The 15,126-nt window shown below is 49.5% G+C and carries 13 protein-coding genes; 12 read left to right on the top strand and 1 reads right to left on the bottom strand.

The window, feature by feature from the left end:
- Positions 1 to 235: 235 nt before the first annotated feature.
- The 7 genes from pdxR to MHH82_RS18250 all read left to right on the top strand — a co-directional run bounded on the left by pdxR (position 236) and on the right by MHH82_RS18250 (position 7,357).
- Entirely contained in the window at positions 236 to 1,660 is a 1,425-nt protein-coding gene (gene pdxR, locus MHH82_RS18280; protein ID WP_036660813.1) for a MocR-like pyridoxine biosynthesis transcription factor PdxR, read from the top strand.
- A gap of 108 nt (positions 1,661 to 1,768) precedes the next feature.
- Positions 1,769 to 2,644 carry an arylamine N-acetyltransferase family protein gene (locus MHH82_RS18275; RefSeq protein ID WP_340967199.1) on the top strand — a complete coding sequence of 292 codons (876 nt, stop codon included), beginning with the start codon at positions 1,769 to 1,771 and terminating at the stop codon, positions 2,642 to 2,644.
- A gap of 174 nt (positions 2,645 to 2,818) precedes the next feature.
- Positions 2,819 to 3,148, top strand: coding sequence for a chaperone CsaA (gene csaA, locus MHH82_RS18270; protein ID WP_015735810.1), 330 nt, complete (start codon positions 2,819 to 2,821; stop codon positions 3,146 to 3,148).
- Between the two features lie 126 nt (positions 3,149 to 3,274).
- A complete protein-coding gene (locus MHH82_RS18265) occupies positions 3,275 to 4,648 on the top strand; it encodes a hypothetical protein (protein ID WP_340967196.1) in 1,374 nt (457 codons plus the stop codon).
- Between the two features lie 112 nt (positions 4,649 to 4,760).
- Positions 4,761 to 5,678 (top strand): HPr(Ser) kinase/phosphatase, encoded by a 918-nt coding sequence (gene hprK, locus MHH82_RS18260; RefSeq protein WP_015735808.1) that lies wholly within the window; start codon positions 4,761 to 4,763, stop codon positions 5,676 to 5,678.
- A gap of 61 nt (positions 5,679 to 5,739) precedes the next feature.
- Positions 5,740 to 6,393 carry a M48 family metallopeptidase gene (locus MHH82_RS18255; RefSeq protein WP_340967193.1) on the top strand — a complete coding sequence of 218 codons (654 nt, stop codon included), beginning with the start codon at positions 5,740 to 5,742 and terminating at the stop codon, positions 6,391 to 6,393.
- Positions 6,394 to 6,664: 271 nt separating this feature from the next.
- A complete protein-coding gene (locus tag MHH82_RS18250) occupies positions 6,665 to 7,357 on the top strand; it encodes an aspartate/glutamate racemase family protein (protein ID WP_036660809.1) in 693 nt (230 codons plus the stop codon).
- Between the two features lie 31 nt (positions 7,358 to 7,388).
- Here the strand turns inward: MHH82_RS18250 and MHH82_RS18245 are convergent, their stop codons facing one another.
- The gene (locus MHH82_RS18245) at positions 7,389 to 8,735 is read right to left on the bottom strand and encodes an FAD-binding oxidoreductase (RefSeq protein ID WP_145038140.1); all 1,347 of its coding nucleotides are present in this window, start codon (positions 8,733 to 8,735) and stop codon (positions 7,389 to 7,391) included.
- Between the two features lie 251 nt (positions 8,736 to 8,986).
- On the opposite strand from MHH82_RS18245, the gene MHH82_RS18240 reads away from it, so the two are divergent.
- The 5 genes from MHH82_RS18240 (at position 8,987) to MHH82_RS18220 (ending at position 15,113) form a co-directional block, all read left to right on the top strand.
- Positions 8,987 to 9,832 carry a discoidin domain-containing protein gene (locus MHH82_RS18240; protein ID WP_145038142.1) on the top strand — a complete coding sequence of 282 codons (846 nt, stop codon included), beginning with the start codon at positions 8,987 to 8,989 and terminating at the stop codon, positions 9,830 to 9,832.
- 309 nt (positions 9,833 to 10,141) lie between these two features.
- Entirely contained in the window at positions 10,142 to 11,632 is a 1,491-nt protein-coding gene (locus tag MHH82_RS18235) for an arylsulfatase (RefSeq protein ID WP_340967189.1), read from the top strand.
- A gap of 42 nt (positions 11,633 to 11,674) precedes the next feature.
- Complete coding sequence (locus tag MHH82_RS18230) at positions 11,675 to 12,496, top strand: GNAT family N-acetyltransferase (protein WP_340967188.1); 822 nt, start codon at positions 11,675 to 11,677, stop codon at positions 12,494 to 12,496.
- A 150-nt stretch (positions 12,497 to 12,646) separates the two neighbouring features.
- Positions 12,647 to 13,588: a copper amine oxidase N-terminal domain-containing protein gene (locus tag MHH82_RS18225; RefSeq protein WP_340967186.1), complete on the top strand. Its 942-nt coding sequence runs from the start codon at positions 12,647 to 12,649 to the stop codon at positions 13,586 to 13,588.
- Positions 13,589 to 13,805: 217 nt separating this feature from the next.
- Positions 13,806 to 15,113, top strand: coding sequence for an ABC transporter substrate-binding protein (locus MHH82_RS18220; protein WP_145038146.1), 1,308 nt, complete (start codon positions 13,806 to 13,808; stop codon positions 15,111 to 15,113).
- The last annotated feature ends 13 nt before the right edge of the window (positions 15,114 to 15,126 follow it).

The raw sequence follows: 15,126 nt of genomic DNA, 5'->3' as shown, positions 1-15,126 counted from the left end.
CATAAATTGACGGGGGGATATGCCTTGCCCTATTTTGTGCCGAAGATGGATAAGCGTTGTCATTGGCTCATTCGTCCTTTCGTACTGAACAGGTAGTTTTAGTGTACATTCAGCCTATAGCTAGCTTAGAATATATTTGACCACATAGAAATGGTCACTTTGGAGCTGTTTATGCAAGTCAGATTGAGAATGTGGGTCTTGAATTCATATTAAAAAAAGCCTGAGGTGGTCCATTTTGTTTGATATCCTTCTACCCGAGCAAAGCGAGTTTCCGCTATATCAGCAGTTATACCTTCAACTTCGTGAGGGTATTCGAAATGGCGCAATTCCAGACGGGCAACGATTGCCATCCGTACGATCCCTCCAGCTTCAGCTCAATATAAGCAAGACGCCGATCGAGACGGCTTATCAGATGCTGACGGCAGAAGGGTATGTGATCAGCAAACCGAGGTCGGGGCTTTATGTCATAAATCCCTACAAGGAATTCTCATGCTCCCAACAGCATCAACAGCCGCCATCCATGACCGCGATGTCAGTCATGCGTTCCCATGCGCACACCAATCCCAATGTCATCGATTTCAATCCAACCCGATTAGATCAAGCTGCCTTTCCGGTACGAATTTGGAATAAAATGCTCAAGGAAGCGCTGGACCACCATTTATTCGAGATCGGATTGTATGGGGATCCACAAGGTGAATACGCCCTTCGGCGCGTAGTTTCGGAATATTTGCGGAATTCCAGAGGAGTCAATTCAACGCCGGATCAAATTGTAATTGGTGCCGGAACGGCATATAGCATAGGCCTTCTCTCCAGGATGCTGAAAGGGATGAAGCATGTTGCCGTTGAGGAACCGGGTTACAGCCTGGTACGGGATCAATTTCAGCTGAATGGCTGCGAGATTCTTCCGATATCGCTTGGCGATAAGGGGATCTCGCTTGACCGATTGGAGCAGAGTCATGCTGAGCTCGTGTACGTAACGCCATCTCACCAATTCCCGACGGGAAGCATTATGCCGTATCCGGAGCGGGAACGATTGCTGGAGTGGGCGAATGCTAAACATGCATACATCATCGAGGATGATTACGACGGCGAGTTTCGCTACCAGGGCAAGCCGATTGCTTCGCTGCAAGGATTGGACGATAAAGGACGGGTGATTTACGCCGGCACCTTCTCGAAAGTGCTCACCCCCGCACTGCGAATGAACTATCTGGTTCTTCCACAGGCATTGCAGCATCAGTTGACCCAAATGCAGCAGGAGGTGTTTTTTGCTCCATCGCGTGTGGAGCAGTGGGCGATGACCGCTTTTTTCGAACAGGGACATTGGTTCCGCCATATTCGCAAAGTTCGTAACCTGTACAAGAAAAGACATCACCGGTTGATCGAGCTGATTGAAACTCATCTGGGCAAGTATGTTGAAATTACCGGTCAGAATGCCGGGCTTCACCTTCAACTGCTCGTCAAAAAAGAAGCTACCTCGGAGGAATTGATTCAGGAGGCTGCGAAAGCCGGCGTGAAAGTATACGACTTGCGGAAGACGTGGATAAACCAGCGTCAAGACGCTGGACAGTACCCGAGGATATACTTGGGATTTGCCAGCTTGAATGCGTCCGAAATGGAAACGGGCATTCGGCTGCTGCAAAAAGCCTGGAACATGAACTAACCACTCGGGAACCCTCCTGTCTTTTATAACACCAACAAACTGACCATTCCATGCAGGTCAATTTGTTAGTTATGATAAGCTAAAACAGGAGAAGGAGAGCAGGTATTTATGATCACGCATAGCGAGGTAAAGGCGTATTTGAACCGATTAGGAATATCCGAAATCAAGGCTCCGACAAAGGAATATTTATTCGAGCTGCATCAAGCGCACGTGGCAAGAATTCCTTGGCAGACCCTGGATATTTTTGCCGGGAAACCGACTCCCTTGGATATCCAAAATTCGGTACAACTGCTGATCCATCAACGAAGCGGTTATTGTTTTCATTTGAATGGAGCTTTTACCGCTCTTCTTCGAGCCTTGGGGTATGCGGTTAGTTGGCATAAGGCCGGCGTACAACCGTTAGGACAAGAGCCACGGATTAACGGCTTCCATCTTGGGTTAACGGTCAGCCTCATGAACGAAGATCTTGGGGAAGAAGAGTCTTGGCTTGTCGACGTCGGTCTCGGGGATATGCCATGGGAGCCGATCCCATTGAAATTCGGGAAATATGAACAGGGGCCGTTCACGTATGTGCTTGAGCCGTCCGCCATAACGGATCAGGGCTGGCGGTTGATTCATGATCCCCAATATTCCTATGTAGGGGTAGATTATGCGCCTGAGGTTGTAAGCAGCTTGGAATTATTTAAAACAAATCATGATTTTTACAGCCGATCGCCGGAATCCCCATGGATGGATCTATTGGTTGTCAGGCAGCGGCACGATGTGGGCATGAACGAGCTCAAAGGCTGCATTTGGAGAAAATGGAACGGCAGCATGCTGGACACCGTAGAGGTCTCGTCGAAATCGGAGTGGTTCGAGATCCTGGCGGACGTATTTTACGAGCCGCTCGTCAACTACTCCACTTTAGAACGGGATCAGATTTGGGCAAAGGTGTGCAAGCAGCATCAGAATTGGCTGAGGCTTGTGGAAGATCAACGATCTTAGAGGGACCAGTCAGGCATCTCGTGTGACACCTAAGCTGATCTCCTTCGTCATAGAACGTTCTAAACCAATCTGTCTCTTGAATGCCTATAACACCAGGTGGTAAGATGGTACTCAAATTTCATGTCGCGAAGCACATGAACATGTTCCATAATCTACCTGTAAGGAGTTAAATGCATGGCAACCATCGATGATTTTACCAAGCTGGATATTCGCGTCGGGACGGTCGTGGAAGCAGAGCCCTTCCCGGAAGCGCGCGTTCCCGCCATTAAAATGAAGATTGATTTCGGCCCGCTCGGGATCAAGCGTACAAGTGCGCAGATTACGAAACGGTATGACGCGGATAGCGTTGTAGGAAACCAAGTCGTGGCCATCGTCAATTTCCCGCCTAGACGCATTGCCGGTTATCAATCTGAGGTGCTTGTGCTCGGCGGCGTACCGGAGCAGGGGGACGTGGTGCTTCTGAAGCCGGATTTCGATCTGCCGAATGGAACGCCCATCGCTTAAGCATATTCCATTTACCGATCCAGGCTTCGGCTTTATGGTGAAGCTCTGCTCATAAATGCGTTCCGGGACGGTCGCCTAACCGTCCTCCTTTGAATATATCTGAAGTATCAGATGATTCAAGAGAGGATGTTGGCCTTGCAAACTGTTTCTCATGGTATCGTTCAAGAGTGGATTGCCTACACATCGAACCGCGGCGGATCGTTCGACATATGGCTGTACCGCCCTCAGGACGGTTTTGATTTTCAACTTACTCAAGCGCTCGGGGCGGAATTTTCGGTTCCCTATTGGTCGCCCGACCGGAGGAGTATCGCATTCATCGGTATCGGCCATGTGGTCCATGTGCTGGATACCGTATCGTTCACTGTAGCCAGAATTGATCAAATCGAACCGTACACGCTGCTGGACTGGTCTCCCGATAGCCGGTCTTTGGCGTATGTCAAGAATGATCGGATCGTCATTTATGATACGGCCTCTCATCGTAGCTATTCCATCCCGGAGACCGGAGCAAGGGACGCCCAGTGGTTCCCTTCGGGCATGGAGCTTCTATTTGCGTCTCCTGATTCTGGCGGGGTTACGCAGCTCTACCGCATTCGGACCGATGGCACGGAACGGAGACAAATCACACATCTAACGGACGGTCCGCTCCACGACGTTCGGATTTCCCCGGATGGAACCTTTGCGCTGTATACATCCCCTGGAGCAAGCATCTCCATGATTTCGACGGTGGATTTGGCAAACGGCACCATCTATGCATTGGAAGGCGGCCCACTCGCGAAAAACTATTTTCCCGTGTGGTCTCCTGATTCTAAAAGCATCGCTTACAGCGCAACAGCCTACAGCGAGCCAAATTACTATTCGCTCATCCAGATTGACAGCCGTACCGGTCAGGATCAAAGGACGGTTGCAGTTTCCAACTGTTTCGCCACGCCCGTCGATTGGTCACCGGACGGTGCCCAAATCGCCTATTTGTCCGGGTGCACTGCTGAAGAATTCGCTAGTCAGCTTTGGATCGTCGATATCAGGGAACAGATGCCGATCCACGTCGTTAGCGGAGGCAGGATTACTGCCTTGCAGTGGTCCCCAGGTGGCAGGAAGGTTCCGAAAAGCATGTTCACAAGCCTTATATACCGGGTGTCCTTCCCGTATCCCGCAAATTGGCGGCCGGTCAGTGAAGAGAGATACGAGGGCTTCGACGGTTTCTTCCAGGTATCCGCGATTTCGTCTGGCGACCGGATTGCCGATGTATGCAGCTCCGAAGCTTTTCATCCATTAATGCCTTACGGTTCTTCTCCAAGGATTGTCCCTACTATGATACAAAATCAAGAAGCGTGCTTCATTTATCCGTCAGCTGACCAGCCAACGGAGATGAATAACCAAGCAGCCCTTATTGTGAGATATCCGAGCCCTGTCCAAATTGGGGATATGTTCTACGCTTATTTCATCTTGTGGGCAGACGTTAACCATATCGGTCAAATCGGCGCGAGGCTGTCGTTCATCTAGCCTTTGAGCAATGAGTTGCAGGAAAGTACCCCTCGGCCGTTGAATATATCCGAATGCTGCAATAATGATCAGGCCTTTTCAGGAACACTTATAGCCGCAGGAGGAGAACAACATGAAGTCGATCACCGTTCAAAGTCTTACGGAGTTATTTCATTTGGAAGTGCTTGCAGGTGCCAATCGCATGGATCGAATGATTACCCGTGCGCAGACGCACAGACCGGGTCTGGAGTTTGTCGGGTATTTCGATTTTTTCCCGATGGAGCGAGTGCAGGTGCTCGGCCGTAAAGAGATTAATTATTTATTGACGCTTAGCATAGAAGAACGCAAACTGCATATCGGGAATATCGTCAAATATCACCCGCCGTGCTTTATTGTCACCTCAGGACAGCAGGAGATCCCTTATCTGACTCTATTCTGCAATCAGGAAGGAATCCCGTTATTGCGGACAACCGAGACGACAACGGAGTTTATTGCCAAGTTGAACAGTTATTTGGTGAAGACGCTGGCTCCGGAGATATCGATCCATGCGGTATGCGTGAATGTATCCGGCATTGGAATCCTGCTCCGGGGCAAATCCGGTATTGGCAAAAGCGAAACGGCCCACACCCTTATCCGACGGGGCCACCGGTTTGTGGCGGACGATATCGTGGTGCTCAAAAAGCTGGGCCCCTCGACTCTTCTCGGAACGCATAATGAGACAACACGGGAGTTTCTCGCGCTGCGAAGCATCGGGTTGATCAATGTTGTGCGTCAATACGGGCGCACGGCGTTTCAGGACGAGACGCGAATCGTGCTTGACATTGAACTGGTGCCTTGGCGTGAAAATTCCCTAAACAACGAGCTGGAGGCCGTGCCTCAATTTACGGAATATCTAGGCATCCAAATTCCTCATATCGAGGTTCAGCTTCAGCCGGGGCGCGACGTAGCCAGTCTGATCGAGGCGGCGGCCAACAATTGGTATCTTAAACAACTCGGCTACAGTGCGGCCGAAGACTTTATGAAACGAATCGAAAACGAGATGCAATCGTGAGGCTTAAACGACTTTCCGCCATCTGATAATAAAAAACTTACGGAAACGATGTTGGTGATAGATGAAAATCCAAGTAGGAGAACTACAAATCGAATGTCATGTAGAATATGGTCCACGCAAAAAGCTTTCGATCCATGTCCACCCATCGGGTCTGATCACGGTGAAGGCACCAAATCGTACAAGCGATGAGACGGTGATCAACGCCGTTAGGCGGCATGGGAGCAAAATCGTGAAGCAATTGCATGCGATCGAGGCAGCCCGAACGGCTCCGAAGGTCAAGGCATACGAGGATGAAGGCAAATTCCTTCATCTTGGGCAGTATTATTCGCTGCATGAGTTAATCGAAACGGACGGGCGAACGGAAGAGGAGCTTCAACGGGATCTGAAGAAATTTTACTTCGCAAGCTGCAAGAAGGTGATCGCGGAACGCATCCGAATTTATCAGAAGCAACTGAAAGTTACGCCGAAATCCTTTGTCATCGAAGAGTCCCGGACGAAGTGGGGCAGCTGCAGCTCGGCGAAGCATCTCACCTTCAACTACCGCCTCGCGATGGCGCCCATTGATGTCATTGATTATGTGGTCATTCATGAACTCTGTCATCTCTTGCATATGAATCATGACCGATCCTTCTGGCGATGCGTCGGCAGCGTGATGAAGGACTACAAAGCTAAGGAAGCCTTCCTCGCGAAATATGGACATGCCATGACTTTGTAATGCATTGATTATGAGTCATAGAGAGAGTTAAGACACTGCCTGATTTGGGCAGTGTCCTTTTTTTGAATGGATGCTGATCGGCTGATCTGATTCCATGATCCACTGGGAGCGTGGGCGCCAGGGCAGCTGCTCACCATGATTAACGGATTCCTGACATTCGGCACGACGGCCATCTTGTCGACCAGTTATGCCGGCTGCTGCTTGCGTTGATCATAACATCTGTTTACATTAGAGTAATGACACGGAAAAATTGAATCTTACGGAGGCAATGATGAAAACAATTGGACTCATCGGAGGCATGAGCTGGGAGAGCACCGTGATGTACTATCAGATTATAAATGAGGTCGTAAAGGAGCAACGGGGAGGGCTGCATTCCGCGAAAATTTTATTATACAGCGTGGACTTCAAAGAAATCGAAGAATGCCAGGCCGTTGGGAACTGGAGCAAGAGCGCAGAAATTTTAGGAGATGTTGCCGTAAACCTTGAAAGGGGAGGTGCGGATTTTATCGTTATCTGCACCAATACGATGCATAAGGTTGCTCCGATCATTCAGCAAAGAATCCAGATTCCCATTATTCATATTGCAGATGCCACTTCGAAGAAGCTGATAGAAAGCGGTATAGATAACGTAGCTTTGCTTGGAACCAAATACACGCTGACTGAGGATTTCTACAAGGAAAGATTGATTGCAGCCGGCATACATGTGCTGATTCCTGATGAAGATGACATACAACTTATCAACCATATCATTTACGACGAATTGTGCTTGGGTATTATTTCTCAACAATCCAAGAACGAATATTTGCGTGTGATCAACCAATTACAGAAGCAAGGTGCCCAGGGAGTCATACTCGGCTGTACAGAGATTAGTCTTCTTATTAAACAGGAAGATACGAATATCCCTGTTTTTGATACGACTCAGATTCATGGAACAACAGCAGCCCTGTTTGCACTTGAAAAATAATCATGGATGTTTATTGTTGTAGGATCTGTGCTTATCGGGCAGGGGGAATGCTTTGAGGATTGTTAAATACGTTTTCCGGGTCGTATTTCGCCTTCACTTTCCGCAATCTTGGATAGTTCGTGCCATAATACACCGGCCCGGAATTTTTAATCCCTTGGTCTGGTACGTTGATGTAGGAACCCACGATATAAGGCTGCAGTTTCCGGCGCGTATTGCGAGTTAAGGCGATGTTTTTAGCGGCATCGGAAGGCTGGATCCAAGAAGTATTCCATTCTACATAAAATTTTGCTTTACGCCAGAAGAAGGCGGTTGCTTTAGGAGATATACGGCTTACGGCTCCGCCCCAATTGAGGAAGAAGAATCCCGCGGTAGAATTTGCCTCCGCTTTCTCTAAAAATTCGCGCATGTACTTAATTGCTTTATCAGGGAACGGCCGCCTGCCGAAACCGCTGGAGAATTGGTTGCTGAATTTTTGAGTAAGCACTGGATCAGGAGGCAGTAAGAAGTTGACAGCTTCGGTGTAAGGCAACTGCCGGATGGTTTTCATTGTCGGTGTGCCGACGCTCGTGAGCGGGCTTAAGAGGCGGATTGCCTCTGTTTTCGGCCCGAGGAACAGCCCTTCCATGGAAACATTGCCGCCTTTTTTCGGACCAATGCTTAATTCGCTGCCGAGTCTGGTATCGACGGAAGGAGCCCATAGCTGCCAAGCCTTTAATACCTTTTCAAATTGATTCCAAGGCCAGGTGATACGATACACGGTTGCGCTTTCCGGAGCACGGCGTACGTTGAATTTATATTTGGTGTAAATGCCGAAGTTGCCGCCGCCACCGCCGCGGGATGCCCACAGAAGGTCGGCGTTTTGTTTTTTATTAGCCTTGATCACGTTACCTTTGGCATCCACCATTTCCAGACTGATCAGGTTATCGCTGATGAGGCCAATGGTACGCTGCAGCGGTCCTATGCCCCCACCGAGCGTAATTCCTCCGATCCCGACCGTAGGGCTGTCGCCAAAGGGGGCTATGAATCCTTGCCTTGCAAGCGTGTTTGCAATTCTCCCCACTCTGTTGCCGGTCTCGACAATCACGGTGCCATTTTTTTTATTCAGCTTAATTTTGTTCATCTCACTGACATCGATGACAATGCCTCCGTTTACCTGTGAAAGATTGGTTTCCAACGCATGTCTTCCGCTTCTTGGACGAATGGGGACACGATTCTCACGAGCCCATTTGATAGCGTTTGCCACATCTTTGGTCTTTTGAGCGAAAACAAACACTTTGGGAAATTTGTTCGTATGGGGATCCCAATTCTTACGAGCCGAATCGTAACCTGGATCTCCTCGGAAAATAACCCTTCCGGTCAGTTTCGTTTGTGATTTCACCAACAACAGCTCCTAATCCGTTGAATTTATGCTAACGATAATCATGGAATGCGGTCCGGCACCATACATCATATGGTGAGCAACAGCCCATGGTATAGGCTAATAACACATTGAATGAAAACATCCGAATTTACTGGCCATGACAATTAGAAAAAGCTGCATTGTTCGTTTCGTTCGATGTATAATGTTTATATGGGTTCATATAAATCCATTTGAGTTCATTATATGTCTTGAACAAGGAGAGAAGAATCATGCCAAGCATCAAAATTGAGTTGCTGGATCATGAACAGAACGTGAGGGTGGAGGGTGACCGTCATTCGCAATCCTCCCATGACCGCGTGATGGAGCGGGAAGGCGAGGATTTCACTTACCTGGCTTGTCAACAGCTGGAGTACGCCGCCGGCGACAAATTTAGAATTACGACGGAGCACCCGAATCGGTATTTGGTGGTACAGTTGGATGAGGCACTCTTTCCGTCCCTGGTATATGTCAAGGGCACCAGCTGGGAATACGAAGTTCCATTGTCGTACAAGCAAGCCTATCCAGAGAAGGCATTTACGGGGACAAAACATTATGTTTCGGTACGCTATGCGACGGAGAGCGAAATTACCCAATATCGGAATCTGGCATGGAATACCCATGACCAGAAGCATGATTCCAACGCTTATCCGCATGCTCACGCAAACGTAGAAACCAGAAATGATCCTACCTTCTTTGCGCGCAATGCGATCGACGGCATTTATGCCAACTGCAATCATGGCTCGTATCCGTATCAATCCTGGGGAATTAACCAGCAGGCGGATGCGGAGCTGACGCTGGATTTCGGGCGAATGGTTGAGCTTGACCGGATCGGTCTTGTTTTACGCGGCGATTTTCCTCATGACAGCTGGTGGAAGGAAGTCACGATTGCATTCTCCGACGGTTCAACGGAGCAGCTGTATCCCGTGAAAAGCCGGAGCATCCAGTATTTTGAGATTCAACCCCGCAAAGTGGAATGGTTGGTGCTCAAACGATTGATCAAAGGCGATGAGGCGCTTTTTCCGGCATTAACGCAGCTTGAAGCCTATGGCAAAAACGTAGACGTAACGGAGAAGTAAAGCAGAGTAAGGATTGGTGGATTCATAACTGTTGTAATTCATCCGGGGACGTTACGAATAATCGCAGAGTGAGGAAAGGGTTAGGCCTGATTGCCAGATAGGATGCACATCCGTCTGCAATCAGGTCTTTTAATGTTTTTGCGAAACAAATAGCTGCAGATTGCCGTATTAAACAGATTAGGAAACGGGGATCGGGAGATTCCGTCGTATGTATAGGGAGAATCGCAGCTTCTAAAGGAAGCAATTGACAACCCTCAGCAACAAGGTATGATCAAATAGATATCAGTATCATGCCGAGGAGGGAATAGGATGAATTCGACTCAACGCCAGGAAAGGCCGAATGTGCTGCTCATTACGGTCGATCAGATGCGCTTTGATTGCCTTAGCATAGCAGGTCACCCTGTGGTGGAAACGCCCAATCTGGACGAGCTTGCAAGGAGCGGCGTAAGGTTTAGCCGTGCGTATTCTGCCACACCCACCTGCGTACCTGCAAGAGCGGCGATCTTCACCGGCCAGTCTCAGCGCGCTCATGGCCGCGTCGGCTATCAAGACTGCGTCCCGTGGAATTACAAGGAGACGCTGCCGGGGGAATTGGCTAAAGCCGGTTATCACACGCAGTGTATCGGTAAAATGCATGTTTACCCTGCACGCAATCTGCTGGGGTTCCACAACGTAATGCTTCACGATGGTTACCTGCATCACAACCGCAATAACCACGGCATTCCGATGTTGGAGCATTACGATCAAGTTGACGATTACTTGCAGTGGCTGCGAGAAAGGGTGCCGGGCGCCGATATGACCGATCTTGGTCTGGACTGCAATTCATCAACCGTCGCTCGTCCTTGGCATTTGGCGGAAATGCAGCATCCAACGAACTGGGTGGTAACGCAGTCGATTGATTTTTTGCGGCGACGGGATCCCGGGAAGCCGTTCTTCCTGTGGATGTCATTCGTCAGGCCGCATCCTCCGTTCGACCCTCCGCAGGCCTACTTGGATCTGTATGAGGATGCCGAAATTCCGGAGCCTCCGGTTGGCGATTGGGCGGAGACGGAGGATCCGGATCTGTCCGGGTACTCCCCTATAACGGGGAGGGGACTGGTCCCGAAACGCCGCCTACGTAAAGCGATGGCTGCCTATTACGCCCTGATCACGCATATCGATCACCAAATCGGACGTTTTTTGCAATCATTGAACGAATATGGGGAGCTAGGCAACACGGTGATCCTGTTTACTTCCGATCATGGCGAGCTGCTGGGGGACCATCATTTATTCCGAAAGTCTCTTCCGTACGAAGGCAGCACCCGCGTGCCGTTTATCGTCAGCGATCCCGGCAACCGTTTTGGCCTGCAGAGCGGTATGGTTTCAGATCATGTCGTGGAAATGCGGGATATCATGCCCTCGCTGCTGGAAGCGGCCGGCGTGCCTATACCGGAAACGGTCGAAGGCGAGAGCATCTGGAGACTAGCGTCAGCAGGAAGGGACGGGGGAAGCAAGCCGGCTTGGCGTCCCCATCTTCATGGAGAGCACGCTCAAGGGCTTCAGTCCAATCATTGGGTTACCGACGGGAAGGAGAAATACATCTGGTTCTCCCAAACAGGCAAGGAGCAGTTCTTCGATCTGGTTGATGATCCCAATGAGCTGCACAACGCGATCGGGGACGAAAATCGGCAGGAACGAATCCGTTATTGGCGTTCGGTCCTCATCCAAGAGCTTGAGGGACGCGAAGAGGGTTATACGGATGGCCAACAGCTGATCACCGGCCGGAAGCCGGTAGCCGTATTATCCCATATTTTGAAATAGCACGAGACCGTAAATTACATTCAGAACCGATTAGGAGATAACATGCTAACGACACAACAGCTAAAAGACATTGAACAATTGCAAAGCGAGTGCGAGCTTCATGACCATGTCCAATTAAAGCTGAATTGGGAAATGCTCAGAGAACGCAACACGGAGAATCTGGATTTTTTTCATTACGAGGAAAACGAACTTGTAGCGTTTCTAGGGCTATATCCTTTTGGCTCGACCGTCGAAATATGCGGCATGGTAAAGCCTGCCGAACGACGAAAGGGGCATTTCCAGCGATTGTTTCATCTCGGAATGGAACAGGTAAAACTCGCCGGATACAAGAAAATCTTGTTGAACGCGCCAGCGGGATCCGATGCGGCAAAGGCATTTTTGCATCAACTAGGTGCGGAGCATGCTTTCTCGGAGCATCAAATGACGTGGCAGGAAATGCCGCTTGAGGATTCGGACGGTATTCTGCTGAGGCAGGCAACATTGGAAGATTATGAAACAAGCGTGCGCTTATCCGTGGAAGCATTCGGATTGGACGAAGAAGATGCCAGAGCGATGGAGAGCCATCATTTTGCTGATAATACGGGTATGTTCATGATTGAGGTAAACGAAGAAACGGTCGGGAAGTTTCGAGTCAGCCGCGAAGAGGGGCAGGCGTGGATCTATGGTTTCTCCATATTGCCGGAGTATCAAGGCCGGGGAATAGGCAGAAAAGCGTTGCGACGAATCGTGAAGGAACAGAGCTCAGCCGGATACTCGGTGCACTTGGAAGTCGAAACGAAAAACGACCATGCGCTGAGGTTATACGAGTCGGTTGGATTTCAAGCCGTGCATGCACAAGATTATTATCAATATGAATGCAGATGATAACAAAATAGATGTGCAAGAAAAGTCGCCATCATGGCGGCTTTTTGATTTTCACGGCATCATTCAAATTTTTCGATGATCTGTTGAAGTCTATTTTCTCTGCCGATAAAGAATGGAGCATGCATATCTGATCATTCAGGAGGAATTATCATGAAAAAAACTGTCATCCTGCTAACCAGCGCGGCCCTGATGTTTGCGACCGCCGCAGGCACGATCTCAGCCAAACCAAGCAACACGCCCCCCGGCAAGACAAGTAACGCGGCATCGCCAAAGGGACCAAAAGAAAAAGAAACTCGTAATGACAAGCAGCAAACCGAGGAAGTCGATTCCTCTGATAAGTCCAGCAAAGAAGAGGACCAAGTTCAGGAATCCACAACGCCGGAAACAGAGAAAACAAACGACCCTTCCACCGATAAAGTCGATTCCAAGAACAAAGGACACAAAGGATACAAAGGTTTGCTAAATGCCATTCAAAACGTTGAGGATAAACCGGCAGGCGCCGTTCTAGCCAATATTTTGCTTACCGAATATGCGGCCGAGTTAACGGACGAGCAACAAAAACAACTTGAGGCCATTATTGAAAAGGACAAGGCGTTAGAAGCGGCAGCGGACATGCTCGAAACAAACGGCAGCGTGACTGAAGCCGTGTATTTGCAAGAAGAAGCCATCAAAGCAAATTTTAAAAACCTGGATCTTTACAAAACCATGGGAAAGCTCAGTGAAAAGGCGGGTAAAAAGAATGGGGTTAAGCTGTATGTGAACGGCGAAGCTTCGGACACCGAACCGTTTGTCAAAAAAGGCAATACATATGTTCCTTTTCGCGCCATAGCCGAGGCTTTGGAGGCTGAGGTTATATGGAATCCTGAAAAGCGTTCCATCACCGTCTCGAAGGACGGGGTGAGCATCCAACTCCTGGTTGGCAGTAAAACAGCGTCCGTCAATGGCAAGAAAATTTCGCTGGATGCCCCAGCTACCGTTACAAAGGGCAATACGTATGTGCCCGTACGCTTTATAAGCGAGGCCTTGAATGCTACCGTCAAGTGGGAATCGGAAAGTCAGACCGTCGTTGTCTATGAAGAGAAAGCAGAATAGGTGAATTTCTAAGCCGCTAATCGGAATGAGATCAGCGGCTTTTTTCTATTAATAGTCTTTGATAAAGAGGGCCATTTCGTCTGTCGTAATGCTGAATGAGAATTAGGGCCATGCATGAAAGGCTAAATATGTATACCATATGTTAAATTTTTTCAGTGTCTTCTCCATTGTAAACGCTTTAATATCGATTTATGACCGACTGACAGGAGGGGAAGTTATGAAGTTTGCAGGACGTTTCTGCATGGTGTTATGGATTGTCGTCATCATGGTGTCGGCAGCCGGATGCATGGCGGGGAGGAACGGGGCCGACAGCAGAATGTCGCACCAACCGGAACGCCCGTTTGACAATGTGCGGATTACCGCATATATGGCTAAAAATCCGGTTGCGGACATCCTTCGCGCCCATCTCCCCGAATTTGAGAAGCAGACGGGTATCAAGGTGGATTTTCAAGCGTTGACCAATGAGCAGCTCAGCCAAAAGATGTTCGTACAGATGACGGTAGGTAACGAAAGTCCCGATGTGTTCATGATCCGGCCGTTGGAAGAGCTAAGTCTGTATGAGAATAACGGCTGGTTAACGCCCTTGGAATCGTATGCCGTATCGGACCCGCGTTACGACTTCGCCGATTTCTCTTCAACGGCGCTGGAATCGGTAACGGTGAACGGGAAACTGCTTGCCGTCCCGCTATCGACGGAGCAGCAGATTCTATACTATCGCAAGGACCTGCTAGAGAAAAAAGGGATCGAAGTCCCGCAGACCTTGGATGAGCTGGAAGCAGCGGTTAAACAGGTGCATGATCCCGAGCATGGCATGTACGGATTTGTCGCTAGAGGGCAGCGAAGCGCTCTCGTAACCCAGCTATCGTCATTCGTTTACTCCGAGGGCGGGAATTTTCTAAGCGCAGATAAAGCGGCATTGAACACAAAGGAAACGCTCAAGGGGATTCAGCGGTACGTAAGGCTGCTCGGAAACTATGGACCGCCCGATGCGCTTAGTTACAGCTGGCCGCAATCCGCAGATCTCTTTGCGCAAGGAAAGGCGGTATTTTTCACCGATGCCAGCGCGATCTACTCCCTGCTAGCGCAATCGGGATTAGCTAAGGAGAAGATCGGTTATGCGCTCTTTCCGGCAGGTGATGCCGGTCGCAAGCCGTATAGCACCACTGCATGGGCCATTGGCATCAATGCGAATTCTGCCCGCAAGGATGCTGCCTGGGCATTCATCGAGTGGGCTTCGGGCAGGGACATGGTGCTGCAAGCCCAGAAGATCGGTAATCCGGGAGCGCGGAGTTCGCTGTGGCATGACAAGGAAGGAATCTCCGGCTTTCCGGATGAGCTGATTCCGGTGATCAATGAATCCATTCCGATCGGAATGAGCTACGACCGTCCAAAAGTCATTCACGTGAAGGAAGCACGGGACATTATCGGCGGTATCGTGGTGAAAGGAATTATCGGCGAAGATGTCGGAATTGCTGCCGAGTCGGCAAACGTTCAATTGCAAGAACTGATCGACAGCGAGAAGTAGAGCGAATCGCTCT

The sequence above is a fragment of the Bacillus sp. FSL K6-6540 genome (genome assembly GCF_038007545.1).
Note: the sequence above shows the minus strand (reverse complement) of the source record. Positions and strands in the feature narration are given on the sequence as shown.

Coding starts and splice junctions, on each gene's coding strand:
- hprK (WP_015735808.1), top strand. CDS start 4,761: ATGAAGTCGATCACCGTTCAAAGTCTTACGGAGTTATTTCATTTGGAA.
- csaA (WP_015735810.1), top strand. CDS start 2,819: ATGGCAACCATCGATGATTTTACCAAGCTGGATATTCGCGTCGGGACG.
- MHH82_RS18255 (WP_340967193.1), top strand. CDS start 5,740: ATGAAAATCCAAGTAGGAGAACTACAAATCGAATGTCATGTAGAATAT.
- MHH82_RS18240 (WP_145038142.1), top strand. CDS start 8,987: ATGCCAAGCATCAAAATTGAGTTGCTGGATCATGAACAGAACGTGAGG.
- MHH82_RS18275 (WP_340967199.1), top strand. CDS start 1,769: ATGATCACGCATAGCGAGGTAAAGGCGTATTTGAACCGATTAGGAATA.
- MHH82_RS18235 (WP_340967189.1), top strand. CDS start 10,142: ATGAATTCGACTCAACGCCAGGAAAGGCCGAATGTGCTGCTCATTACG.
- MHH82_RS18225 (WP_340967186.1), top strand. CDS start 12,647: ATGAAAAAAACTGTCATCCTGCTAACCAGCGCGGCCCTGATGTTTGCG.
- MHH82_RS18230 (WP_340967188.1), top strand. CDS start 11,675: ATGCTAACGACACAACAGCTAAAAGACATTGAACAATTGCAAAGCGAG.
- MHH82_RS18250 (WP_036660809.1), top strand. CDS start 6,665: ATGAAAACAATTGGACTCATCGGAGGCATGAGCTGGGAGAGCACCGTG.
- MHH82_RS18265 (WP_340967196.1), top strand. CDS start 3,275: ATGTTGGCCTTGCAAACTGTTTCTCATGGTATCGTTCAAGAGTGGATT.
- MHH82_RS18220 (WP_145038146.1), top strand. CDS start 13,806: ATGAAGTTTGCAGGACGTTTCTGCATGGTGTTATGGATTGTCGTCATC.